The organism is Bifidobacterium sp. ESL0784, from assembly GCF_029433295.1.
Classification (GTDB): Bacteria; Actinomycetota; Actinomycetes; order Actinomycetales; family Bifidobacteriaceae; genus Bifidobacterium.
The window spans coordinates 399,260-425,542 of the sequence record NZ_JAQTHV010000002.1 but is presented as its reverse complement, the minus strand read 5'-3'; the positions used below and the strand labels follow the sequence as shown (position 1 = coordinate 425,542).

Annotated in this window: 13 protein-coding genes; 4 read left to right on the top strand and 9 right to left on the bottom strand. The window is 56.0% G+C overall.

What is annotated here, in order from left to right:
• Positions 1–60: 60 nt before the first annotated feature.
• Positions 61–1,404, top strand: a complete 1,344-nt coding sequence (locus tag PT279_RS04205) for an ABC transporter substrate-binding protein (RefSeq protein ID WP_277165753.1) — start codon at positions 61–63, stop codon at positions 1,402–1,404.
• A gap of 518 nt (positions 1,405–1,922) precedes the next feature.
• The gene (locus PT279_RS04200) at positions 1,923–3,269 is read left to right on the top strand and encodes an ABC transporter substrate-binding protein (RefSeq protein WP_277165751.1); all 1,347 of its coding nucleotides are present in this window, start codon (positions 1,923–1,925) and stop codon (positions 3,267–3,269) included.
• A gap of 75 nt (positions 3,270–3,344) precedes the next feature.
• Here PT279_RS04200 and PT279_RS04195 read toward each other — a convergent pair whose 3' ends face one another.
• Positions 3,345–4,187 (bottom strand): alpha/beta hydrolase, encoded by an 843-nt coding sequence (locus PT279_RS04195; RefSeq protein ID WP_277165749.1) that lies wholly within the window; start codon positions 4,185–4,187, stop codon positions 3,345–3,347.
• 437 nt (positions 4,188–4,624) lie between these two features.
• On the opposite strand from PT279_RS04195, the gene PT279_RS04190 reads away from it, so the two are divergent.
• Positions 4,625–5,497: a tyrosine-protein phosphatase gene (locus tag PT279_RS04190; RefSeq protein WP_277165748.1), complete on the top strand. Its 873-nt coding sequence runs from the start codon at positions 4,625–4,627 to the stop codon at positions 5,495–5,497.
• Between the two features lie 232 nt (positions 5,498–5,729).
• The gene (gndA, locus tag PT279_RS04185; protein ID WP_277165746.1) at positions 5,730–7,190 is read left to right on the top strand and encodes an NADP-dependent phosphogluconate dehydrogenase; all 1,461 of its coding nucleotides are present in this window, start codon (positions 5,730–5,732) and stop codon (positions 7,188–7,190) included.
• Between the two features lie 220 nt (positions 7,191–7,410).
• On the opposite strand, the gene pgl is transcribed toward gndA, so the two are convergent.
• The 8 genes from pgl to PT279_RS09270 form a co-directional block, all read right to left on the bottom strand.
• Positions 7,411–8,229 carry a 6-phosphogluconolactonase gene (gene pgl, locus PT279_RS04180; protein WP_277165954.1) on the bottom strand — a complete coding sequence of 273 codons (819 nt, stop codon included), beginning with the start codon at positions 8,227–8,229 and terminating at the stop codon, positions 7,411–7,413.
• A gap of 281 nt (positions 8,230–8,510) precedes the next feature.
• Positions 8,511–9,485, bottom strand: a complete 975-nt coding sequence (locus tag PT279_RS04175; RefSeq protein ID WP_277165744.1) for a glucose-6-phosphate dehydrogenase assembly protein OpcA — start codon at positions 9,483–9,485, stop codon at positions 8,511–8,513.
• Entirely contained in the window at positions 9,482–11,020 is a 1,539-nt protein-coding gene (zwf, locus tag PT279_RS04170) for a glucose-6-phosphate dehydrogenase (RefSeq protein WP_277165742.1), read from the bottom strand. Before zwf ends, PT279_RS04175 begins: the two co-directional genes overlap by 4 nt.
• A 242-nt stretch (positions 11,021–11,262) precedes the next feature.
• Complete coding sequence (locus PT279_RS04165) at positions 11,263–13,338, bottom strand: leucine-rich repeat domain-containing protein (protein ID WP_277165740.1); 2,076 nt, start codon at positions 13,336–13,338, stop codon at positions 11,263–11,265.
• 229 nt (positions 13,339–13,567) lie between these two features.
• Positions 13,568–18,238 (bottom strand): leucine-rich repeat domain-containing protein, encoded by a 4,671-nt coding sequence (locus PT279_RS04160; protein ID WP_277165738.1) that lies wholly within the window; start codon positions 18,236–18,238, stop codon positions 13,568–13,570.
• Between the two features lie 217 nt (positions 18,239–18,455).
• Entirely contained in the window at positions 18,456–22,364 is a 3,909-nt protein-coding gene (locus PT279_RS04155) for an InlB B-repeat-containing protein (protein WP_277165736.1), read from the bottom strand.
• 449 nt (positions 22,365–22,813) lie between these two features.
• A complete protein-coding gene (locus PT279_RS04150) occupies positions 22,814–23,878 on the bottom strand; it encodes a 2,3-butanediol dehydrogenase (protein ID WP_277165733.1) in 1,065 nt (354 codons plus the stop codon).
• Between the two features lie 335 nt (positions 23,879–24,213).
• Entirely contained in the window at positions 24,214–25,989 is a 1,776-nt protein-coding gene (locus tag PT279_RS09270) for an InlB B-repeat-containing protein (RefSeq protein ID WP_277165731.1), read from the bottom strand.
• Positions 25,990–26,283 lie beyond the last annotated feature (294 nt).

The window sequence follows — 26,283 nt, the reverse complement described above, 5'->3', positions numbered from 1 at the left end:
ATTTTTGAACGTCAATGGTAAAGAAGCCATTGCGAAGAAATGGGTTTCAAGGAGGAAAGTATGAAAAAGGGTTATTCGATTCTGGCCGCAGGGCTTGCGCTGGCTATGTGCGCAAGTATGGCGGCTTGCGGATCGAGCTCGAAAGGCAAAGATACCGCGGCTGCCGACGGTGTCTACTATCTGAACAACAAGCCCGAAATCGCCAACAGCATGAAGGATCTGGCAAAGGCGTACACGAAGGAAACTGGTGTTCCCTTTACGGTGCAGACCGCGGCTTCCGGCACCTATCAGCAGGCGTTGAAGTCCGAATTGGCCAAGAGCGCGCCGCCCACCCTCTTCCAGGTTGAAGGACCGGTCGTCCTCAATACATGGAAGGGTTATGCCGCAGAGATGAGCGACACCGAGATCTACAAGCAGCTGAAGGACCAGTCCTCGGTCCTGCGCTCGCAGGACGGCAAGCAGGTGCTTGCGGTGCCTGTGGTCACGGAGACCTACGGCCTGATCTATCGCAAGGACCTCCTGCAGAAGTACTTCGATATGCCGGGTGCCAGCATCAAGAGCGTCAAGGACATCAAGGATTTCAAGAGCTTGAAGACGGTGGCCGATGAGATTCAGGCCAACAAGGACAAGATTGGCGTCAAAGGCGCGTTCACTTCCATGGGCTTCGACAGCTCGACCAACTGGCGTTGGAACATCCACCTTTCCAACATTCCGCTTGCCTATGAGTTCGAGAAGGACAATATCACCAAGCAGCCAGAGGCAATCAAGGGCACCTATCTGCCGCAGCTCAAGCAGATCTCCGATCTGTATTTGAAGGATTCCACGGCAGCCACCAGCGAGCTGAGTGGCAAGACCATGAATGACGCCGTCGATGACCTGACCGCCGGCGATGCGGTGTTCTTCCAGAACGGTTCGTGGTCTTGGCCCAACCTGGTGCAGGGTGGCCTGAAGGCCGACCAGGTGGGTGCGATCCCGATTTACATTGGTGCCGATGGTGAGAGCGATCATGGCATGGCCACGGGTTCGGAGACTTTCTGGAGCGTCAACAAGAAGGCGAGTCCGAAGGCTCAGAAGGCTACGAAGGACTTCCTGAAGTGGCTGATCACTTCGGACACCGGTCGTAAGACCTGGTCCAAGACCATGGGCTTCACCACGCAGTTCAAGACCTTCACCGGTAAGTACGACAGCGGCAACCCGATCATGAAGGCCTCCGACGCCTATAGGAAGGCCGGCAAGAAGAACGTGGCTTGGGACTTCGTCTACATTCCCAGCGAGGAGTGGAAGACCGATATGTCCAATGCCTTGCTTGAGTATTCCCAGGGCACCGGTTCGTGGGACAAGGTCAAGTCGGCTTTCGTCGACAATTGGGCCAAGGAATACAAGGCTGCTGCTTCGAAGCAGTGAAGTAGCTGACCGATAATTCTCAAAGACGCCGGCAGACCCATATATCTGCTGGCGCCTTTTGTCTGCAGGAACGAGGATCGTGCGGCAGGTAAGGGGCATGGGATTGCGCGCTTGAAATAAAATTGGGGGAAAGGTTTGTCGGTTTTCTTGAAGCGTTCGAGAGCAAATTCGCTTAAAATTCAGAGCATTATATGGAAACGATTTCAGTCTTAGATCGTTGATTTCTGACCTATCTTCGATACCGCAGGAGTGCGTTCCTGATTGTCGGGAAAATGAAGATTATCGGATAGGTATAGACCGTTTTAAATCGTTGATATTTCAATAGTTTTCGTAATATTATGTTAATGACAATATATTTATCTGGTTAAATGCAAAAATTGAATAACAAAGTCATATTTGATACATAGCAATGGATTCTATTGTTAGTTGACAATTTTTTTGAATGCGTTTACACTTTCTTGAAATTACATTTTTATAGTGACGGCCCGTCGCTATGAAAGTATTTCAAGGAGGAAAGCATGAAAAAGGGTTATTCGATTTTGGCTGCCGGGCTTGCGCTGGCTATGTGCGCAAGTATGGGGGCCTGCGGATCGAGCTCGAAGAGCAGTGATACCGCCGCTGCTGATGGTGTCTACTATCTGAACAACAAACCTGAAATCGCTAGCAGTATGAAGGAGCTCGGCGAGGAATACACCAAGCAGACCGGTGTTCCGTTCACAGTGCAGACCGCGGCTTCCGGCACCTACGCGCAGACGCTCAAGTCCGAGCTGGCCAAGAGCGCGCCGCCCACATTGTTCATGGTTGAGGGCCCTGTCATGCTCAACCGCTGGAAGGATTACGCCGGTAATATGAGCGACACCGAAGTCTACAAGCAGCTCAAGGATCAAACCGCCGCGCTTAAGTCCGCAGACGGCAGCCAGGTGCTTTCCGTCCCTGTGGTCACGGAGACCTACGGCCTGATCTATCGCAAGGATCTTTTGAAGAAGTACTTCGATATGCCGGGTGCGAGCATCAAGAGCGTCAAGGATATCAAGGACTACAAGTCCCTGAAGACGGTGGCCGATGAGATTCAGGCCAACAAGGACAAGCTCGGAGTCAAGGGCGCATTCACCTCGATGGGCTTCGATCCGTCTACCTCTTGGCGTTGGAACACGCATCTTATGAACATCCCGCTTGCCTATGAGTTCGAGAAAGACCATATCACTTCTCAGCCTGCGACGGTCAAAGGCACCTATCTGCCCCAGCTCAAGCAGATCACTGATTTGTATCTGAAGGATTCCACGACTCCTGCCAGCGAATTGAGCGGCAAGAACATGAACGACGCAACCGACGATCTCACTTCCGGGCAGGCGGTGTTCTTCCAGAACGGTTCGTGGTCTTGGCCCGATCTGGTGCAGGGTGGTATGAAGGCTGATCAGATCGGCGCGATTCCGATCTACACGGGTATCGATGGTGAGAGCGATCATGGCATGGCTACCGGTTCGGAGACTTTCTGGTGCATCAACAAGAAGGCGAGTCCGAAGGCTCAGAAGGCTACGAAGGACTTCCTGAAGTGGCTGATCACTTCGGACACGGGTCGTAAGACCTGGTCGAAGACGATGGGCTTCACCACGCAGTTCAAGACCTTCACGGGCAAGTATGCCAGCGACAACCCCATCATGCAATCTTCGGAAGCCTATACGAAGGCCGGCAAGAAGAACGTGGCTTGGGACTTCGTCTACAACCCTAGCGATCAGTGGAAGAACAACCTCTCCGACGCCATCCTTGAGTATGCTCAAGGCACCGGAAGCTGGGATAAGGTCAAGACAGCCTTTGTCGACAAATGGGCGACCGAATATCAGGTCGCTGCTGGTGCGAAGAGCTGATCTGATCCTATCGATATAAGCAAATTAGCCGAAACGAGTGGGCGCAGCAGGAATTTCCCTCGGCGCCCGCCTATTTCAAGCCCTTGCCGCGGGGTCGCCGAAATTGCGCTTCAGCCATTCGACGAACAGCGGCATCCATTGCTGCACGCCGACGTCGACGCCGTGGTCATCGCCGGCTGCAGCCGCTTCCGCACTCGCCAGTGAAAGGCCGTGGTGGCCGGTCGGGAAGAAATGCGCTTCGACGTTTACCCCGGCTTCAACGCAAGCGGCGAAAGTCATCATCGCGCCTTGCGCGGGTACGCTCTCGTCCGCAACGGTGTGCCAGATGAAGGTCGGCGGGGTCTTGGCGTCGATGTGCCTGTCGATTGAGACCTCCTCGAGCAGCCCGACATCGTTCCTGCCCTGAGCGCCGAGCAGTTTGTCGAAACTGCCACGGTGCGCGTATTCGCCGGAAGTGGTCACCGCATAGCCGAGCATCAGCCCGTTCGGGCGCACGGCATCGGGGTCATAACCGTGCACGCGCATCGTCTCGTCGCCTGCGCTTGTCGCGAGGTTGCCCGCAAGATGGCCGCCCGCAGAGAAACCGGCAGCAATGATGGCGTCCGGATTGATGTGCCAGGCTTCTGCGTTTTCCCGCAACATCTTCATCGCGTCTGCCGCTTCAAGCAGTGCAGTGGGATAAACGGACGGAGCGCAGGAATATCGCAGAATTGCGGCATTGTAGCCTGCCCCCAGAATTTTCAGCGCAACGGGTTCGGCTTCGCGCTCGCTGGTGAATTCATATCCTCCGCCGGGAATGACGAGTACGGTCGGTCGCCGGCGTGCGGGATCCATTTCCTTGCTGTTATCGATGGAATAGACTCTGAAGTCGGCCTTGGTCCCGTCGATGCCGTTGATGGTCGTGCTGATATACTGCATTGCTTCCAGCCTTCTTGATGGTGTTGTGGTTCAACCGGTGTTACGCATCGTTGGAACATGATCTGTCTAATTGATCATTATGCTGTTACGAGCAGACCTTGAGCTGCGGTGTGCAGTTTTTGCGGCATGTACAACCTCCGTTAAGTCGTCTGCAACAGGTCCATGCGCGATGGGCGTAAAACCGGCCGAACTCGTGGGTTATCCGCAGGACATGGATCGGGCAGAAAGATGCGGGAATGGTGCGTGCCATCGCGTGGTAGCTGCTTTATTTTAGTAGGTTTTAGTATTTTATAACATTCACCTTCTGGCCCATATTATGGAGGCTATCAGAAGGATTTAAGGTTTGCGGATAGACTTGTCTCATTATCGCCTGAGAAGTGATTGAGGTGCGAAAAAGGCACTCATTCAGGCAATAACAGCGGCGAAAGAAGGATTTTATGACAAGTTCGCAAACGCAAACAAGGTCCGAGCGCGGTTCGGTTTCCCGGGACGCCGGCGCTGATGCGCCAGGGGACATTAGCGGCATTACCGGGGAAGATTACCTCGACTATCGGCCCGTTGGCGACGGAGCCGGCGTCGAAATCGACGGCGTTCCCAACTCCCGCGGTATCGGCGGCTACCCCACACAAGACGGTCGAAAGTTGCGTGACGGGCTGTTCTTCCGCTCTGCAGGGCTGAATTTCTTGGGACCTCATGGTGTCGATGACCTGCATCGCCTCAATATCAAGGAGGTAGTGGATCTGCGCGACCCGCTCGAAGTCGGGCAATGGCCGTACACCCTTCCCGACGAGATTCACGTCGACCGTGTCCCGCTCCTGAAGACCACCATGACCGATCACGGTGGCATGAAAGAAGTGGCCAAAGGGATTGATATGGCCGAAATGTATCACGATATCGTCTTCGGTTCCGCCGAGCAGATCGTGTTGATTCTGCGCAAGCTGTTGCAGGATGACGGTCATCCGATGCTTATTCACTGCACCGCCGGCAAGGATCGCACGGGTATCACCGCGGGCATTCTGATGAGCCTTCTGGGGGTGAGCGACGACATGGTGGTTTCCTGCTATGCCCAGTCGGGCGCGAATCTTGGCGATGCGTTCAAAAAGGCCGTACTGCAAGGCCTGGCCAACGATGAAAAAGGCGTCGGCCAGATTACCGCTGCGCAGACGGCCATGCTCGCTTCCCCGCCGGAACTGATGCGCGGCGTGCTCGCCGGCATCAACGACGAATACGGAAGCGTCGAGCAATATTGCCTGCAAAACGGCATGAGCGCTGACGAAGTGGCCGGCTTGCGCGCCCTGTTTGTGCTCTAGGCAATGGATTTATCGTCGTGTTGCCGGAATTTGCAAACCGTGGATTCCGGCAATGTGGGGCATTCCACGTTTTCTGAGCGCAAGAAGGCGCAGGTGGATATAGACTTAGAAGGTATGCGTTTGGACTCCAGCGAAGTCCCGGACGCTAAGTGCTTAGGCGGAATGAGGGAGAATCGGGAAGATAAATCGGTTGCCTTTTCCGCCGAAGGAATGTCAAGTTGAAAGGCGAACAATGACGGAAGCTACAGCAAATATTGGAGTCGTCGGTCTGGCGGCCATGGGATCCAACCTCGCGAGGAACCTCGCACATCACGGCAATACCGTGGCGCTTTACAATCGTCACTATGAGCGCACCGAAAAGCTCATGAAGGATCACGGCAGCGAAGGCAAGTTCGTGCCCGCCAAGACCATCGACGAGTTCGTCGCTTCGCTGACCAAGCCGCGCACCGCCATCATCATGGTCAAGGCCGGCGCGCCGACCGACGCCATGATCGAAGCGCTCGCCGATGCCATGGATCCGGGCGACATTATTGTCGACGGCGGCAACTCCTACTTCAAGGACACCATCCGTCGTGAGAAGGAAATCCGCGCTCGCGGCCTGCACTTCGTCGGCTGCGGCGTTTCCGGCGGCGAAGAGGGCGCGCTCAATGGCCCGTCCATGATGCCCGGCGGCACCGATGAGTCCTGGAAGACCCTCGGCCCGATCCTCAAGTCCATCGCTGCGAAGGCGGAAGGCGAGCCCTGCGTCACCCACATCGGTGAAAACGGCGCTGGCCACTTCGTCAAGATGGTGCACAACGGCATCGAGTACGCCGATATGCAGCTCATCGCCGAAAGCTACGACCTCATGCGTCGTGGCATGGGCATGACCCCCGATGAGATCGGTGACGTGTTCGAGGCTTGGGACAAGACCGAGCTCAACTCCTACTTGATTGAGATTACCGCCGATCTGCTCCACGAAAAGGACAAGAAGACGGGTAAGCCGCTGGTCGATATCATCGTCGATCAGGCCGGTATGAAGGGCACCGGCACATGGACGGTTCAGACCGCCCTCGAACTCGGCACCCCCGTCACCGCCATCGCGGAAGGCGTGTTTGCACGCGGCCTTTCCGACCAGGTCGAGCTGCGTGAAGGTGCTGCCAAGCAGAATATGGCCGGCCCCGACGGCAAGATCGAGTTCGCGAACGACGACGAGCGCAAGGCCTTCATCGAAGACATCCGTCAGGCGCTCTACGCCTCTAAGATCGTCGCTTACGCGCAGGGCTTCAACGAGATCAACGACGGCGCCAAGGAATACAACTGGAAGATCGATCTGGCCGCGGTTGCGCGCATCTGGCGCGGCGGCTGCATCATTCGCGCCCAGTTCCTCAATGTCGTCTCCGACGCGTTCGAGTCCGGCGAAGCTGATGTCTCGCTGCTCTTCGCTCCGTACTTCAAGAGCGCCATCGAGAAGGCTCAGGCCGCTTGGCGTCGCGTGGTGGCTAAGGCCGCAACCTGCGGCATCCCCGCACCGGTCTTCTCGACCTCGCTTTCTTACTACGACGGCATGCGCTCCAAGCGTCTGCCCGCCAGCCTCATCCAGGCCCAGCGTGACCTCTTCGGCGCCCATACCTATGGCCGCGTCGACGAGCCCGGTGCCTTCCACACCCTGTGGGCCGAGCCCGGTCGTCCGGAAGAGAAGATGTCCGACTGATTGCGGACTCGGACTTTTTGATCGGCTTGGCTGGCTGATTAATCAGTTGATTGGTTTAGTTGGCCGCTAATGTTTGTGCCTCCGCTCCTTTTGGGGAGCGGAGGCACAAATCGTATCGAAGGTAAACTCATTTCATGATGTATTGCAATCAATAATTACGATATAATTTTCGTCATTGACGCGTTGTTTTTTTCATCATCCAATGTTTTTGATGTTGTTTTTACAACTTCGTCACCGCATCAGATGTAGTAAACCAAGCAAACTCCTCGGTTCCGGCGGCGAAGCTTGCGGGGTAGGCCGGGTTGTTCGGACGGGCGAAGACGTGGGCTGTGGCATCGGCCTTGCCGGCCCCGCAGGTGAGCATCCAGGTGCAGTGGGTGCGGGCGAGCATTGGTGCGGTCATAGAGATGCGCAGCGGCGGCATCTTGGGAGAGTGCGATTCTCCAACGACCAGATGCGACGAATCGGTTATCCTGATGGCGTCATGGTTGGGGAAAAGCGAGGCGAAGTGGCCATCGGGGCCCATGCCCAGAATCAGCAGATCCATTGTCGGCTCATCGCCGAGTTCGCGTTTGAGTTCGGCTTCGTAATCGGCGGTGGCTTTTGCAAGGAGTTCGTCGTTTTCCGCATCGCTGGCTGCGGCGACCTGTTCGAGGGTGCGTGCATCTGCAGCCATCTCATGGATGTTATTTTCCGGCAAGCGTCCGTCAGCTACCAACTTGTCGAGGAAGCGTTTGCGTGCTTGATACGAGCTGTGGTCCTTATCGGTCGCGGCCACAAATCGGTCGTCGCCCCACCAGAAGTGGACGCGGCTGAAATCGATGGCATCGACCAACGGGTTGGAAGCCATATAGGTCAACGCTCGCAAGATGTCGGTTCCGCCGGTCAGCGCAATGTCATAGCGGCTGCGAAGCGGTTTTGCTCCGTCCCGGTCGTCTCTCTGGCCCAGTCCGTCCAGAATGGCGAGCAACGTGCGCTGTGCTGCGGCCTGGGCCACGGTTTCCGCGTCCTTGTATACTTCGAGTTTTCGATCAGCCATCATGTCTCCTTGTTTGTCGTCTGCTACATAGTTTATCGGAGGGAAGTCGGATATTGGCGCTAAGTCATTCAAATCCCGGAGAACGCCGGTTCTATTTGTTGCTTTTTACTTATAAGCATCTTTATCGCAAGTAAAAAAGCAACATTTAGCTTTTCGCAGTTATCGGCTAGCAGCCCGATTGTCGATGATATGGGTGGATGAGCAGAATGCCGCAAACTCAGATCAATGAATTTGCGGCATTCCAATATTCTGGTTGTCTGGAATTATCGGTTTTCCGGTTTTCAGCCTTGCACCATGTCCCAGCCCGTGCGGATCACGTCGGCATAGACCTCGTCCGGGTCGATGCGACGCAGTTCCTCGCTCAGGCAGTCCTCGAGCGAACGCAACGGCATGGACACGCGTTGTGGTGTCTGACCGGGTTGGCTGATTACGGCTTCGCGCGAATCCGGGCGTTCCAACGAAATCACACCATCGGAACGGTTCAGATAGACGCCGGTAATGCCCTCGGCGCCGGTGACATAGCCGAGCTCCACAGGTACGTTAAGTTTCAGCGCAAGCCATGCGGCCAACAGTTTCACTGGCAAATAATCAGGCTGACCGCTGACCTTGACGGACTCGATCGGCAGGTGTGGCGGCTGGTCGGTGGTGGTCGCGAGCATCGCGCGCCAAGTGGTCAGGCGTGTCCAGGAGAAATCGACGTCCTTCGGCTCCCAGTTGGCACGAAGCTTGGCAAAGGTCTTGTCAGGGTCTTTGGAACGCAGTGCGTCGGTGATGCGGCTTCCGGCCATGGCGCCCAGTGGGTCGCGGGACGGGTTCTCGGGTGGGTTGGTCGGCCACCAAGTGACAACGGGTGCATCCGGCACCAGCAAAGGCATCACCAACGTGTCCATATGCTGGCAAAGTCCGCCGCGTGGGCGCAGGATGATGACTTCTCCGGCCCCGGCGTCGGCACCAAATCGAACCTGTGCGTCCAGGTCGGTCTCGTTTTCGCCTGAATCGGTGACATAGCAATCCGGCTCTTTGTCAACGTCGCAGAAGGGCAGCTCTTTGCTGTTCGGCACGATGGCGATGACTCGGCACGGATGTTCGCGGCCTGCTGAATTGGCGATTCTCAGGGCGTTCTCGAGCTCTTGTTCATCCGTCGAGATAATCAGCGTCAGGACGCGGTCGTTGCCGGCCTCGCCGCGCTCTTGATGCAGTTCGTCGATTTTGCGTGCAATGGCGCTGGTCTCGGTATCGGGCATTTTGATAATCATGGCATCCTCCAATGGCGTCCATCGCGCTCAAGCATTTCGTCGGCTTCCTTCGGTCCCCAAGTACCGGCGCGGTAAGGCTGCGGCTGAGCGAGTGTGGACCAATATTCCTCGATTGGATCGAGAATCTGCCAGCTCAAATCTACCTCTTTCGTGGTCGGGAAGAGCGGCGGGTCGCCGAGCAAAACGTCCAAAATCAGCCGTTCGTAAGCCTCGGGCGAGTTTTCGGTGAAGTTTTGGCCGTAGCTGAAGTCCATCGACACGTCGCGGACCTCCATCGCTGTGGCTCCTGGCACCTTTGCGCCGAAACGCATGGTGACGCCTTCGTTGGGCTGCACGCGGATGACGATGGCATTGTTGCCGAGTTCGCGTACGGCGGTCTGCTCGAAGGGCAGGTGCGGCGCGCGCTTGAAGACTACGGCGATTTCCGTGACGCGCTTGCCTAGGCGTTTGCCGGTGCGTAGATAGAACGGTACTCCGGCCCAGCGGCGCGTATCGACGTCAAGCGTGATGGCGGCGTAGGTCTCGGTCGTGCTGGACTTGTCGATGCCCTTTTCGTCGAGGTAGCCGCAGACTTCCTCTGAGCCTTGCCAACCGGCCGCGTACTGACCGCGGGCAGTGTAAGCGCCGAGGTCTTTCGGCAGACGGACGGCGGAAAGCACCTTCGTCTTTTCGGCGGTGAGGTCGGAGGCGGCGAAGCTCACTGGTTCTTCCATCGCGGTCAAGGCCATCAGCTGCAGCAAATGATTTTGTATTACGTCGCGTGCAGCGCCGATGCCGTCATAGTAGCCGGCGCGGCCACCGATGCCGATGTCCTCGGCCATCGTGATCTGCACGTGGTCGACGTAGTTGGAGTTCCAGATTGGCTCGAACATGGAGTTGGCGAAACGCAACGCCAGCATGTTCTGCACGGTTTCCTTGCCGAGGTAGTGGTCGATGCGGAAGACCGAACTCGGGTCGAAGACTTCGGAGACGACGCGGTCGAGTTCCTTCGCGCTTTCGAGATCATGGCCGAACGGCTTCTCGATGATGACGCGGCGCCAGGCATCGTCGTTCGACTTCGCCAGACCGGAATCGGCGAGTTGCTTGGAGACGATGGGGAAGGCGCTCGGTGGCACGGACATGTAGAACGCGTGGTTGCCGCGTGTGCCGCGGTCGCGGTCGAGTTCCTTGACCGTCTGGCTCAGACGCTCGAAGGCCGCTTTATCGTCGAATGTGCCTTGCACGAAACGCATGCCCTTGGCCAGGTTGGCCCAGGTCGATTCGCGGAACGGCGTGCGGCAGTGGGCCTTCACGTTTTCCTTGACAAAATTGGCAAATTCCTCGTTGCTCCACGGGCGGCGGCCGAAACCAATGAGCCCGAAGCTCGGCGGCAACAGGCCGCGATTGGCCAGATCGTAAATGGCCGGTTGCAGTTTCTTTTTGGCTAGATCGCCGGTGACACCGAAAATCACCAGACTGCAGGGGCCGGCAATGCGTGGCAGCCGCAGGTCCCGCGGATCGCGCAGAGGGTTCACCCAAGTATTAAGTTCACTCATAACGCCTAGTGTAGTGGCAAGTCCTGTATCAGTCAGCGTAAAACCAGTGCCATGGTCACCTTTGTCGCGCTAATCACAGTTACGTCGTCGTAACGTGTGATTCGTAGAGTTCGGTCTCTGCGCTTTTGCTATGAATGACCATAAAAATGTAGCGCGTTTGTCGAGTGATGAACCACAAAACCGCCAGAACGTTGGCTCTGACGGTTTTAGAGGAAGCGAAGCAGCTTGTTTCGTTGCTTTGATCATCTGCCGAGGTGGAAGAAATGGCCGATTTTTTGAGCTGCGTTCTTTGCCGTATTCGCGATGGTGTTCACAGCGTTCGTGGCCGTATTTTTTGCGCCGTTGACAACCGCTGTGGCGGCATTGCCGACAAGGTCGACGGCTCCCTTGGCGATGTTAACAACTTGGTCGCTCAGAGACGGCTTGTGCTGCGGGGCGGATCCCGTGGCCGGATAGGCGGTCTGGTCATTGTGCCAGTTGGCATAGAGGGTGATGTCACCTGTCACCGGCGTATTGAAGTTGTAGTCTTCGTATTCCGTCTTATTGTTCGAAGCATTGTCTGAAGCGCCGTTCTGCCCGGGCTCGACGGCAACCTGCCAACCGAGGAACGTGTAGCCGTCGCGTTTTGGATTGGCGGGTTGGGTGGCGGTCTTGCCGTCGGAGACGGTCTGGCTGGCCACGGCGCTACCTTCGTTGGAGTTGAAAGTGATGATGTGCGACGTCGCTTCCGGGACGAGGCAATCGCGCGTGATGGTGCCGCTGAAATGGATGCTGCCTCCGGCAATGTGGATGTAGTCCGAGAAATCCAGTGACAGGTTGGCATGATTGCCTGCAGTGGGTTGCGTCCAGGTGACGGTGCCGGTTTTCGGGTTATAGCTGCCCGACGCGGGCTTCAGATTCGTGGGACTGATCGGTGAGCCGTCGGGGGCCACGGCGGTTTGGATACTCGCTGGATTGGCGGATGATGTGCCGGCCGAATTCGATTCGCTTAAATTCCTGGATTGGTTCTCCAGGCTTCCTGTGGAGAGGTTCGGCAATTTGGACAGCGGCCTGGTGTCAACGATCATGTTGCTGCTGAGATCCAGGTAGGTGAGGCCAGTAAGCCCTTCAATGCCCGAAAGATCGGCGATGCGATTGTGCGCGGCGTTCAGTGAGTCGAGCTTTTTGAGCTGGCTCAACGGTTTGAGGTTGCTGACAAGATTGCCTTGGCTGATGTCTCCCAGATCGAGGTAGGTAAGGTCGGTGAGTCCGGACAGCGCGGAAATGTCGGAAATCTTGTTACCGGCAAGGTTCAGATTCGTCAGCTTGGTCATCTTCTGCAATCCGTCCGTCGATGAGATCGCGTTGGTGTCGAGATCGAGGCCGGTGAGATTGGTAAGTCCTTCCAGCGGGGTCACGACGGAAATCTGATTGTCTTGCAGTTGAAGCTCGTTAAGTGCCGAAAGCCTGCCGAGCCCGGAAAGGTCTTTGATGCTGTTGCCGCTGAGGTCGAGGTAGGTCAGATTGGTCAGGTTTCCGAGCGTTGACGTGTCGGTTATCCTGTTGCTGTTGGCTTCAAGCGTGGTGATTGCCTTCAGGTCGGCAAGTCCCGAAAGGTCGTCGATCTGGTTGCCGTTCAGTTTGACGTTGGTGAGGCTGGTGAGTCCGGCAAGGGGTTTGGTGCTGGTGGCTTTATTATCGCTGACGTCGAGGCTTTCCATGGCGGGCAGCGTTTTGAGGCCGGAAAACGCGGTGATCTGATTGTTGTTGATTTCAAGTTCATTGAGCTTGGCGAGTCCTGCCAGTGCGCTGACGTCGGTGATCGCGTTCCGGCCCAGGTTCAGGCTGGTCAGCTCTTGGTGGTTGCGCAGCGGGGTGATGTCCTCGATCTGGTTGTTGCTCAGGTCGACGACCGACAACTTGGTGAGTCCGGTCAGCTGGCTGATGTCGGTGATGTTGTTGCCGGGCAGGTTCAGCTGACCGAGGTTGGTGAGGTATTGAAGACCGTCAAGGCTTGCTGTGGGCGATGATGGGTGGTCGTAGCCGCCGTCGTTGACGATGGTGGTGCTGTCGATGACTTTTTGGGTGAATGTCGAATTGGTGGCGATATTGGTGCCTGTCGTGGCGCTGGCGGATCTTGCGACGGCTTCTGCCAGGCTTTTGTCGGGGAAGCATTGGGCGATGGTGCTTTGCCCGGTCACACAGCCCTGCGTGGTTTCGTCCGCTTCGGCCGAAAGCGGTGTCAGCGTTGCGATGCCGACCAATGCCGCAACGCCGATGGTGCAGACTTGCCTGACGGCATGGGACAGTTTTGAAATGTTGCTTGTTGGATTGCTCATGGTTTGGATCCCTAATTTATGATTTCAAATAAATGATTACTATCACGTTACAGTAATAACAAATGTTGATTGACTTTGCTTTAGAGTGAAATTTTGCATCTTGAAGTATGGATTTGCGCCAAACGGAAGATGGCGCGTCGCAGGCCAATAGAAAAATGGGAAACGGTAAAGAGGATGGCGATTATTTCGCCGTATCCTGATTGCCGTTTCCGTCCCTTGCTATCTGATTTCAACTGAGCTGGCCATTCGATTGCTGATTGGCTTCATTCTTTTGCGATGAAGATGAAAGCCGTCGCACGATGACAATCGTCAGGCCTGCGGCAAGCAGCAGTAAAGCCAGCACGGCTACAGCAGCTATCGCAGCTCCTGTGGAGGAGATCCTTTGGCCAGTACGCCCGTGGGCTTGCGGCGAGGGGATGCGGCCGGTGTGCTTTTGGGCTGGGGCGGGTCCCTGCGTCGGCTTCTGAGTCGGTTGTTGGCTGGGCTGCTGTGGCTGCTGACCGGGATGTGTCGTGCCTGGTTGCGCAGGAGCGGAAGAGGATCCGGAACCGGATTCCGGCGCCGAGAGCTTCAGCGTGATGACGCCGCTGACGATGCCGCTTGCCCTTCCCAACGCACCGGTTTCGCTGAAGTTGAGTGTCCCTTCCTTCGTGCCCTCCGGGTAGCTTACTTTTACGCTGTAGCCGCTGAGGCTTTGCGGAGCGATGACGGAGGCCGAGCAGCCGCTGGGCGCACAGGTCGCTTCGGCGGAGTCGACCCGGTTCATCTCGGGAAGCTCGATGGTCGCCGGCGAAAGGGACTCCACCGTGATGCTCGAGTTCTGGTCCTTTAGATTGAACGTGGTGAGGCCACTCAGTCCGGTCAACGGAGCAGTGTCGCTGATGTGGTTGCCGTCAAGACTCAAGTCGGTCAGCCCGACCAGGTCGGCGAGCGGTTTGACGTCCCCGACCTGGTTGTTGTCGAGGTTGAGCGAGGTGAGTTTTTTCAGACCGGACAAGGGGCTGATGTCGGCGACCTTGTTATCGGCGATATTCAGGTCGGTTAGATTTTGCAAATCGCTGAGCGGGGCGACATTGTCGATCTGATTGCCGGAGATATTCAAGTCGGTCAGCGAGGTCAGGCCCGAAAGTGCGGACGTGTCGGTGATGCTGTTGCCGGCCAGATTGAGGTCGCGCAGTGTGGCCGGCTCATCGCCTTGGGAGCCGATGAGCGCAGACGGCGACGAGGCCAGCGACCGAGTCCTAGGCAAAGTCGTTGTCTGGTCTGCAAGCGCTCTTACGGCAGTCTTTCCGCCGCCAAGTCCGGCAAGTGGGGAGATATCGCTGATGCGGTTGTGCGAGAGGTTCAGCGAGCGGAGATTCGTCAATCCGGACAGCGGCGACAAATCACTGATTTGATTGTTGCTAAGGTCCAGGCTCGTCAGTTTCGTGAGCCGTTGCAAACCTGTGAGGTCCTTGATGGCGTATCTGCCGGTCCCGTCATCGCTATGGCTAAGTTGTGTGGTGTTATCGATCATTGCTTGGGTGAAAGTCGTGTTGACGCCGGGATGGTCGGCTTGGGCATAGGCGACTGCGTCTGCAAGAGTCTTGTCGGGGAAGCAGGAGGTGATGCTGGTCTTTCCGATTATGCAGCCTGGCAGTTTCTCCCACTTGGCATTCAGGGTGATATCGGCTGTCACGGGTGTGTTGAGATCGTAGTCGGTCAACGTCCCGTCTTGCTTGATTTGCCATCCGACGAACTGGTAACCGGTGCGATTGGGTACCGTGGGGGCTGTCACGGGGGAGCCTTCGTCGACAGTCTGGGCAGGTATCGTGTCGTCGTCGCCGGTAACGAACGTTACGGTATGGACGCGAATCCATGTGGCGTATAGCGTGATGTCGGCCTTCACCGGGGTTTTGAAGTCATAGTCGGTGAAGATTCCATCTTTCTTGATTTGCCAATGGCCGAAGCGGTATCCATCGCGTGTGGGCTTGTTCGGCTCCATCGCGGTACCGCCGTCACTGACGGTTTCATTACTCACAGCGCTGCCGCCTTTAGGATCGAAGGTGATGGTATGGGAGGCAGGAGTCGGTGTGGTATTGGCGACGCCGGTGATCTTTTGCGAGATGGTTCCGGAGAACGTTGCGTTGGCTTTTCCGATTGCCACTTGCGTTTGGAATGTGAGGCCGACATTGGTGACGCCATCGATTGAGTTCCATTTCACTGTTCCCAAAGTGCTGTCGTACGAGCCGTTCTCTGGTGTAAGCGACGTGGGTTCAAGATGGTTTCCGTCAAGTCCTTTGGCCGATTCCATCGTTATCGATGATGTCGTGCCAGCGTCTGGTAATGATACGGTCTGGTTGTCCAGATTGATGTGATTCAGATTGGTCAGTCTTGCGATTGGACTGATGTCACTGATTGCATTCCCGCCAAGCGACAGGCTGCTGAGTCCTTGCACATGGGTGAGGGGTGTGGTGTCCTTAATCTGGTTGTCTTGCAGTTCCAGCTGATTGATCTGTGTGCCTTCGAGTCCGGTGAGGTCGCTGACCTTGTTGTGCAGCAAGTCAAGGTCGTAGAACGTGCTGCCTTTCAGATTACCCAGGTCGCTGATGGCGTTGTTGTCGAGGGACATATAGGTTGCGTTAATTGGCCCTAGGCCGGAGAGCGTCTTGATTTGATTGTTTGACAGGGAAAGAATCCATCGTCCAACCGAATGCCCTCCAAGTGGGCTGAGGTCGCTGATGTGATTATTGTCAAGATATAGAGTTTCTGTGCCGGCAGCTTTCAGTGGTGTGAGATCGGTGAGTTCATTATTGCTGAGGCTAAGATTTGCGATCCGGCCATCCTCGATCGGTTCTACCGAGCGGATGTGGTTGTTATTGGCATAGAGTGTCGTCAGTTGTGACATATTCGTTAGTGACGGCAACTCGGTGAGAAGATTGTATGACGCATTGATATATCGCAGTTGCCGCAATCTGGCCAGCGGTGCGATGCTGGTGACCTTGTTGCCCTCCAAATCCAGTCGATCAAGGTTGTCAAGCTTGGCCAGTGGCGAGAGGTCAGTGAAATGGCCATTGACGTTATTGCCGTTTTGGTGGTTGCTGCTGATGTCAAGTGTGCTGAGATTGGTCATGTTCTTGAGCGCGGACAGGTCACTTGCAGAGGTGTCGTTAAGGCAGAGGAACCGCAGATTGAGATGGCTCAGCGGTGTGATGTCGCTGATTTGTGCGTTGTCGGAGCCCCAGGTCCAAGTATTGACTGGTCTGCCTTGATCGTCATATTCGGTATGGGTGACTCCGTCGATGTAGACGCTTTTGCATATATGGCGTTGAAAAGGGTCGAATTGATCGTAGCCAAGTTGTTGGCGGACGGTTTGAAGCGTTTCATCTGAACCCCTGCCGATGTAAAGGTTGCTTAGGTTGGTGAAATCCTTCAGCGGGGTGAGGTCGGACACCTGGGTCCCGGAGATATTCAACTCTACAAGACGGTTGTTGCCAGCGATTCTCGTGAGTGGGGAGAGATCGGAAATGTGGTTGAAGGCGATACCGAGAATGGCGAGGGACGAAAGGCCGGCAAGGTTGCTGAGGCCAGCCGAATGGTTCCAGCCGCCGGTTTCGTCTTGAAGCTGTGCCCCGTTGAGATTCAAGTAGCCGAGGTTATGCAGCGGCTGCAGCTGGGTGATGTCTCGGATGGGGTTGTCGCTGAGGTTCAGGTTGCTGAGATTACGCAAATGGAAGAACGGATTGATGTCCAGATAGCCGTTACCGGGATTGTAGGGGTCATATCCGCCGAGATTCTGTATTTGGTTGGAACTTAAGTCGAGCAGTACGAGATGCTCGCATTTTGCGAGCGGAGCCAGGGTACTGGTTGCTATCGGGCTTCCGTCTTGGTGAATGAGCTGTCCGTGCAGCTTATTGCCGCTGAGGCTGAGTTCCTCCAAGCCGCTCAGGCTCGCGAGGGGATCAAGGCCATTGACGGGTGCCGAAGGGTTGGCTTGTTCGTCGTAGTCGGTGATTTGGTTGCGGTCTAGAAAAAGCTGCCGGAGGTTCGTATGATCCTTGAGCGGGGTGATGTCGTGAATCTGGTTATGGCCGAGATCTGCATACTCCAGCGTTTTGATGTTTGCCAGTGGGCTGATGTCGGAAATCTTGTTGTTATTGACATTGAGTTGCCTGAGATTGGTCATCGTCGAAAGGGCGTTGATGTCCGTAAGTTTGTTGTTGCTCAGGTCGATTGTAGTGTCGCCCGGATAGAAGCTATCCTGCGGACCGACTGATTTCGTAGGTTCACTGCCGTCGCCAAGTTTGGTGAACAGCTGCAGGCCTTCGATTGAGCTTATCGATTTATTGCCCAGATCGAGCTTGGTGGTCTGGTCGATCATCTGCTGGGTGAAAGTGGACGTGGTCTTGGCCTTTTCCTGTTCGGCAACGGCCTTGGCAAGGTTCTGGTCGGGGAAGCATTGCGCGATGGTGCTTTGTCCGACGGTGCAATTGCCGGAAGGTGACGGGGTCGTAGGCGCAGGGGTTTGCTGAGAGTTGCTTTGCTCTTGTGGTGTTGACTGGGCGGATTGCTGCGATGCTGACAATGGTGTCGTTTGCTCACTTTGCGCCGGTTTCGAAGCAGTCGGCGAGCTCTCTGGTTTCAGCGTTGTATCCGTTGGAGAGGCAGTTTTTTCGGTTGGGGCCGGCTTCGTTGCCGGTGCGGGAGAAGACGGCGATTGGGTTGACGGCGATGATACCGATTGCTCCGACGGCAGTGTTGCGGAGGCGCTCGCGGTTTGCTCCGAAGCCTTGCTGGAGTCGAATATGCCCGGTTGGCCGGCCGCGGAGGCCGTGGGGGCAAGCATCGCCATGCTGATGATTGCCGCGCAACCGGTGACGAGTGCTTTACGAAGGCCGTGTGGGCCAGTTGTTTTCTTCATTGGTTCTTCTCTCTATTCTTCTGATGAGCTGACAGATGTAAACAATTCGCCATTCAAATCTGTTTCACATTTAATTACTTTTAACTAAATACAATAATACATATTTTGTTATTTGTATGGTCATGTGCAATTGATGTGCGGTGCGATTCTGGCCTGTGGTCTGATAATCCGCGCCACAAGCCAGAATCAGACTTTTTGATTGTCCTTGTTTTAGGGTTTATTCTCCTTGCCAGTGTGAGGTTTCAACGCCTCGTTGGGCAGTGCTGTGGCGCTTGATCAGGTAGCCGATTGCCGCTGCAAGCACGATGGCAGCCAGGGGGATGATCCACCAGAGCTTGAAACCGGTGCGGGCGCTCTTGGCGGGGCTGGCGTCGGATTGGGCGGTGGAGCACTTGGGCAGGCCGATGTAGTCGGAGTCCTTCCGGCCCGTGTTCTCGCCTTGGCCGGTGCCGTCCGAGGCGAGCCAGTCGGCCTTGTGGCTGGCTTTGGCTTTGGCACCAAGCCTGCGGGCCACGTCGTCGGGCATGCACTTCGGGCGCGGTCGAGGCTTCCGGGCCGTGTCGGGTGAGGCATCGCCGTCGGTCTGGCTCTGCGGTGCAGGTGTGGCGGTGGTGTCGCCATTCTGCTCGCCGGTCGGGCTGGAGGGCCTGTTGGCTGTGTGGCCGGTGGTGCTCTTGTGACTGTCCGTATCGGAGGGCCTGTTGGTGTTGCCATTGCGGTTGCTTGGGCTGGACGTCTCGCCAGTGAGAACGGGTGTGGCAGCGAGGCTAGGCCGGCTTGTGGCGACAGGGCTGTTGCCGACGGGTGCGATTGGGCTGGTCGGCGCTCCTGTGTTGCCGCCCGGAGTGGTGCCTCCTAGGTTGGTTCCCGAACCGGGCATGGATGGGGTCGCGGGTATGCCCGGCGTACCTGGTATGCCGGGGTTGCTGGGGATATTGGGAGTGCTGGGGTCGCCGGGTGTGCTGGGGTCGCCGGGGGTACCTGGGTTACCAGGTTTATCGGGTGTGCCGGGCTGGTCGGGTGTGCCGGGAACCGTGTTCTGCTCCCATTTCGCCTGCAATGTGAGATTGCGGGTCACGGCAGTCTCGAGCTGGTAGTCGATCCACTTGCCGTCCTGCCAGATCTGCCATCCCTTGAAGGTGTAGCCCTCGCGGGTAGGCGGTGTGACCTTGCCGCTGAGGTTGTCGCCGTCGCTCACGGTGACGGGAAGAACCGTGGTGCCACCGTTGGCGTCGAAGGAAACCGTGTGAGTAATCTGGCTCCATTTGGCGTAGAGGGTGAGATCTTCAGTGACGGGGGTGTTGGAGTCGTAGTCGGTGTAGGCCTGGCCAGACTTGGTTTGCCAGCCCTTAAATACGTAGTGCTCACGCGTAGGAGGTATGAACTTGTCGGTGAGGTTGTCGCCTTCGTCCACTGCGACGGGGGGAACGAAGCTGCCTTCGCCGGTTTCAAAGGTGATTTTATGGGTGATGATTTTCCATTTGGCGTAGAGGGTGAGGTCGTCGGTGATGGGGGTGTTGAGGTCGTAGTCGGTGTAGGCCTCTCCGGACTTTGTTTGCCAGCCCTTAAATACGTAGTGTTCACGCGTAGGAGGCGTGACTTTGTCGGTGAGGTTGTCGCCGTCGTTGACGGTCATGGGTTCGATGGTGCTGCCGCCGTTGGCGTCGAAGGAAACCATATGGGTGATCATTTTCCATTTGGCGTAGAGGGTGAGGTCGTCGGTGACGGGGGTGTTGAGGTCGTAGTCGGTGTAGGCCTGGCCGGACTTTGTTTGCCAGCCCAGGAACGTGTGGTGGTCATGGGTCGGTGGCGTGACTTTGTCGGTGAGGTTGTCGCCGTCGTCCACGGTGATGGGGGAAACGAAGCTGCCTTCGCCGGTTTCGAAGGTGATTTTGTGGGTGATGATTTTCCACTTGGCGTAGAGGGTGAGGTCGTCGGTGACCGGGGTGTTGAGGTCGTAGTCGGTGTAGGCCTCTCCGGACTTGGTCTGCCAGCCCTCAAATACGTAGTGCTCACGCGTAGGAGGCGTGACTTTGTCAGTGAGGTTGTCGCCGTCGTCCACGGTGATGGGGGAAACGAAGCTGCCTTCGCCGGTTTCGAAGGTGATTTTGTGGGTGATGATTTTCCACTTGGCGTAGAGAGTCAGATCTCTGGTGATAGGGAGCTGCGTGTTGTAGCCGATTCGCTGTCCATCGTCGTTGTCGTATTCCCACCCAATGAACGTGTAACCTTCACGCGTGGGCGGTGTGACTTTGCTGTCGTTGAGGCTGTCACCATTGTTGACGGTAATGGGGGCGATTGAAGTGGCACCGTCGCCTGTGACGAAGGTGATGGTGTAGGTTTTCGGGGTGGGTGCTGGGCGAGATCGTGTGATGGTGCCATTGAAATCTATATTCTTAGTTTTATAGGTGAATTGCACTTCGAAATTATAGGCTACGGTATCTTCTGTCCACATTGCAATACCGGTCGAAGGATCATAGGTGCCTGAGCTCGGGGTAAGAGAAGGCTTGATATATGCCCCATTTTCATCTATGGCGGTTTTAATGGTTGCTGGCCAAGGGGTGGGGTCGTCCAGATAGCTGCGTTGGTTATAAACGCGTATCACGGAGTTGGCTAGCTTTTTGAGCGGGGAGATGTCGGTGATGCTGTTGTTACCAAGGTCGAGGTTGGTGAGGTTGGTGAGGCTGGCAAGTGGTTTGATGTCGGTGATGCGATTGCTGTTGAGGTTGAGGTCGGTGAGGTTGGTGAGGCTGGCAAGTGGTTTGATGTCGGTGATGCGATTGCCGTAGAGGTCGAGGCTGGTGAGGTTGGTGAGGCTGGCAAGTGGTTTGATGTCGGTGAGGTTACTGTAATGGAGACTGAGTTTGGTCAGTTTCGTGAAATTGGCGAGTATGACAAAGTCGTCCTTCTGCCAATAATAATCGATCGAGCGTTGTCCAAGATCAAGATCGGTAAGACGCTTGAGATTGGAAATGGGTGTGAGATTCTTGTATCCATTGTAATATAGGTTGAGATTGGTAAGCTTGGTAAGCTTAGTAATGGGCGTGATATCGCTGATGCGGTCGTATTTGAGATTCAGCACGGTGAGGTTGATGAGGCCTGCGAGGGGCTTGATGCTGATACCGGGATTCCCTTCGAGGTAAAGCGTGGTGAGGTTGGTGAGGCCTGCGAGGGGTGTTGTATCTTTGATTTTCGTGGAAGTGCTATAGCTGGGGTGCGCGAGGGACAGTGTGTCCAATTTGGTGAGTTTGGCAAGGGGCTGGATGTCACCGATGGAATCATCGTCGAGGGTGAGGTTGGTGAGGTTGGTAAGGCCGGTGAGAGGGGTCAGGTCGCTGAGTCCGGAGTTGAAGCTGAGATGGAGCGTGGTGAGGTTGGTGAGGCCTGCGAGGGGCTGGATGTCACTGATGCGATCTTGATTGAGGCTTAGACGGGTGAGGTTGGTGAGGCCTGCGAGGGGCTGGAGGCTGACGGATTGGAAATCGTTGAAAGAATGGTTAAGTGTTAAGTCGGTGAGATTAACAAGGTGTTCAATTCCCGAAAGATTCCAGATACGGTTATAGCTGTCATAGCTGCTAGAGATCACCGTGATGCTGTTGATTATTGCTTGGCTGAAGATGGTGTTGACGGTAGCGTGCCCTGCTTTTGCGACGATTTTCGCTAGGTCGTTGTCCGGGAAGCATTGGGCTATGGTGCTTTCGTCTACGGTGCAGTTGTCTGTGTTTTTTTGCGAAGCTGGCTGGGCGAGAGGCGCTGTGTCGGCTTGCAGGGATGGCTGCGTTGCCGCCTGAGGTATGGAGGGTTGTGCCGGGTGCGGCTGGGCTGGCGTTGTGTGGGGGTCGGAGGCGGCAGGGGTCTGCGTTGTCGCAGGGGATGGTGCGGGCTGGCCTGCTGGAGCGGGCTGTGCTGCAGGTGTCTGGTTGTCTTTTTGGCTGGGCAGAGGTTGGTTATCCGTGGTTTGCTGGTGACTCTGAGTTGTTGTAGGTGCCGAATGCTGCGATGAAGCGGTTGATGGCTGCTGTGCCGAGTTTTGCGGAGGGGCCTGTGCTGCGCTTGTCTGGCTTGCTCCGGGAGGTTGACCTGTGCCGAATTGTACCGTCTGTGCCGAAGCGGTTGGTATCAGCATGGCCATACCTGTGAGCGCGGCTACGCTTGCAACGATTGCTTTACGGACCTTTTGACGAAATGCTTGTTTCCTTGTGCTCATAGCTTTCCTCACGTCGTTCTCTCTGTTCGACTGATGCAAATTCGCGCTACATCGCCGCGAAAATAGCATAATGTAATTAATAATATCTTAATGTAGTTACAAAATGTGTCAGAGAATGTGTTTATGGCTTTTTTTGAGATTGTAAAATGATGTAATTTTAATACATTTTTAACATAGAAGTTGAAAATATTATTCATCTCTATTGTCGGCGAATGTGACCGAATGCAAAAACGCCTCCGGCACCAGCGTCCCGAATCTGTGCTGCAAGAGATTGCGGTTGTGCTGGTGCCGAAGGCGTTTTGAAAGTTGGCTGGGCGGACAGGCGGCTTGCCGCGCAAGGCCCGAAAACCAAGCCAACGGATGAAACTTTAGAGCTCCGGGTCGATCATCACCTTGACCTGGCTCTTGTCGGTAGCGAGGGCCTTGATGCCTTCGATGGCGTCGTCAAGGCCGAGCTTCTTGGTGATGAGCGGCTTGAACTGGTCCTTGTTGGCGGCGATGATGTCGAGCACCGTGTCGAAGCAGTTCTCGTAGGCGAGCGTCGTGGTGATGGTGAAGCCCTGCATGATGACGTCGTCGGTGAAGTTGACGTTCAGCGGCTTGCCGAGGGCGACGAGTTGGACGGTGCCGTTGCGGCGGGTGACCTGCAAGGCGGTGTCGAACGTGGCCTGCACGCCGCCGCACTCGAAGGACACATCCACCCCGTCGGGGCAATCCTTGCGGATGATCGCGTTGACGTCTTCCTTGGTCGGGTTGAGCACATCAGTGAATCCGAGCTCACGGGCCTTGTCCAAGCGGACCTCGGAGACGTCGGAGATGTAGACGCGGGGTGCGCCGGCAATGCGGGCCAGAATCGCGGTGGTCAGGCCGATCGGGCCTGCACCCAACACTGCGACGGTCTGGCCGACGCGCAAGCCGGAGCGCTTGATGCCTTCGAAGGAGACGGAGGTCGGCTCGCAAATCGCGCCCAGCTCGTAATCCAAGCCTTCGGGAAGGTGATGCGCGAAAACGTCGTCGATGTTGGCGTATTCCGCCATGCCACCGTCGTCGGAGAAGCCGAGGAAGTTGCCGGCGCCGTCTTCGGCCACAACCTTGTCGCAGAAGTTGTAGTTGCCGGAGCGGCAGTTGGCGCATTTGCCGCAGGCGATCAGCGGCTCGACCGCGATGCCGTCGCCGACCTTGAAATCGGTGACCGCGCTGCCGACCTTGACGACCTCGCCGGAGAATTCATGGCCCAGCGTGATCGGGACGGTTTTGCCGGTCAGCGGGTGCGGCTGCGTGGGCAGGCCCCAGGCCACTGAATAGGCGTGGAGATCCGAACCGCAGATGCCGCAGTCCTTTACTTTGATTTGCACCTGATCCGGCTTCGGATCGGCAATGGCGACATCTTCGACGCGCACATCGTTCTGACCGTAAATACGAACAGCTTTCATTGTCTATTCCTTTTCTTTACGAAGGCTTTGTTGCCTTCGTCACAATATTTATTATAGAAAAAATGTTATTTAGTATAGACAATAAATTGTTAGCGTTAACAAATATTTGATATAACGATTGAGAGCATGATTCGGAAGTTTGGATAAGTGAAAAGGGCATCTAACAGACAAGAAAAGGCCGGGAAACAAAGGATACGGAACATTCTCAAATTCCGTCTTGTTTCTTGGCCTTTTGCGTTGCCGGATTAGAAATCCGAATCTTTGTCGAAAGGGGCTTCAAGCGATTCTGTTGTCTTGTGTCAGATTCTTGAATCGGGAGCACCGATCAATTGTTGTCAGAACTGCTTCTTGCGGCGACTCAGGACGATGCTTGAAGCGCCGGCAGCTGCAATCAGGGCGATGGCGGCGATGCCGAGAACGGCACTGCCGGTCTGGCCCAGCTGTGCCGGGCCACCTTTGGCGCCTTTGTTTCCATTCGCGCCGTTGCTGTTGTTCGCTTTGGCGTTGTTGTTCCCATTGGCGCCTGGTGCGGTGCCTGCAGCCCCTACGGGGTTCCACTTGGCGTGCAGGGTGATGTCGCTGTTGATCGGGGTGGCGGGATCGAAGTCGACGAGGTTGCCGTTGCCATCATCGATCTGCCATCCGCCAAAGTCATAGCCCGGCTTGGTCGGATGGGTGTCATCGTTGATGGTGCCGCCCGGCGTCACAGTCTGGTCGGGCACGGGGGTGCCGCCGTTGGAGTCGAAGTGCACGGTGTCCTCATGCACTTTCCACTTGGCGTGCAACGTGATGTCGCCAGTGATCGGGGTGTTGAAATCGAAGTCGACGAGGTTGCCGTGGCCGTCGTCAATCTGCCATCCGTCAAAGTCGTAACCCGGCTTGGTCGGATCGCTCGGCTTCGTGGCGTGGCTGTCGTAGGTCAGACCCGTCTGGTCGGGCACGGGGGTGCCGCCGTTGGAGTCGAAATGCACCGTATAATGGTCGGCGCGCCACTTGGCGTAGACGGTCGTATCGTGAGTGATGGGCGTGTTCAGGTTGAAATCGGTAGTGCCGTTGGCGTCTGTAGCCCAGCCTATGAACGTGAATCCGGGGCGGGTCGGTAGCGGACTGGGCTCAACGGCCCTGTGCTGATCCTGGACTTCCTGGTTCGAAGTGTTGAATTGGCCGCCTCCAATATTGAAGGTGCCGCCGTTGCCGTCAAATATCACGTTCCAGTTGCTGGTTTCCTTGGGCTGATTGATGGTCCCGGTATAGATGAAGCTCCTGCCGTTGAGAGTGAAAGACTGGTTGAGAATCAAGGAAATGCCTGTGGTATGCGCGGTCAGGCCGGTCCAAGTGACCTTGCCGGTAGAGTTGTCGAATGTATGAGAAGTATCTGGCTCGTAATCGATCGGCATGATCCAGCTGCCGTCGACACCCTTGGCGACGCTCAGGCTTCCTGTGGTCGCGGTCGTGGGCAGTGGGGTCGGTATGTACACCTGCTCGTTTTTGACCGAGAGGTTGGTGAGGTTTCTCAGTCCGGCCAGCGGCGTGAGATCCATGATGTGATTCTGGTCAATGTTGAGATCGTTCAGCATCGTAAGTCCGCTGAGCGGTGTCAGGGTGTCGGCGGTGTTGTGGCGCAGGCTCAGGGATACCAGGTTGTTCAGCCCGGAAAGTGGTGTGAGGTCGGAGACCGTGTTTTCATCCAAGGTCAGTGAAGTCAGTTCGGTCAGACCGCTTAGCTGGCTGATGGTGTCGATTCGGTTGCCGGTTACGTCGAGGATCTGCAAATGGGGCAGATGCTGAATTCCTTCAAGACTGGTGATTTTCGTCGATGCGTCGGCCAGCGAGTTGTGGGTCAGGCTGGTGATCGCGTTTTGATCGGCGGTGGTGAATGTATCTGTCACGTTTTTGCCGACTTTTTGAGCTACGGTGCTCGCGAGGTTCGCATCCGGGAAGCAACTGCTGATGCTGCTGGTGTCGGGGGTGCAGGTACGCGGTTCGATGGCCTGTGCGCTCGATGGCACCAGCATTGCCAAGGATGCCAAGGCTGCCGCAGCTAAGGTCAGAAGTTTGCCCCCTCTCGGAGCTGTTTGAGAGTGCCGTAACGATGATGTGTCCCTATTCACTGCTTTCTCCTTATCTTCTTACATTCTTGGTCGTTTATTCAGCACGCTTGCAAGCGTGAAATGCGCGTTGTTGAGCATGCCTATTAGTCAGCATAACATAGAATATTATTAATTATTATTTTGGGTTATCTATTTGATGAATCAATTTTTCTTCTAAAACCGCTGTTTCGTGGTTCTGTTGAAAATTTACGACGGACTGACCGTAGATAGATGGTTTTCGTTGCTGTGTCAGGTAAAACGCGGCCCGGGTTGGTAGTTGTAAACGCAAATTGCCCGACCACATGTTGAAACACG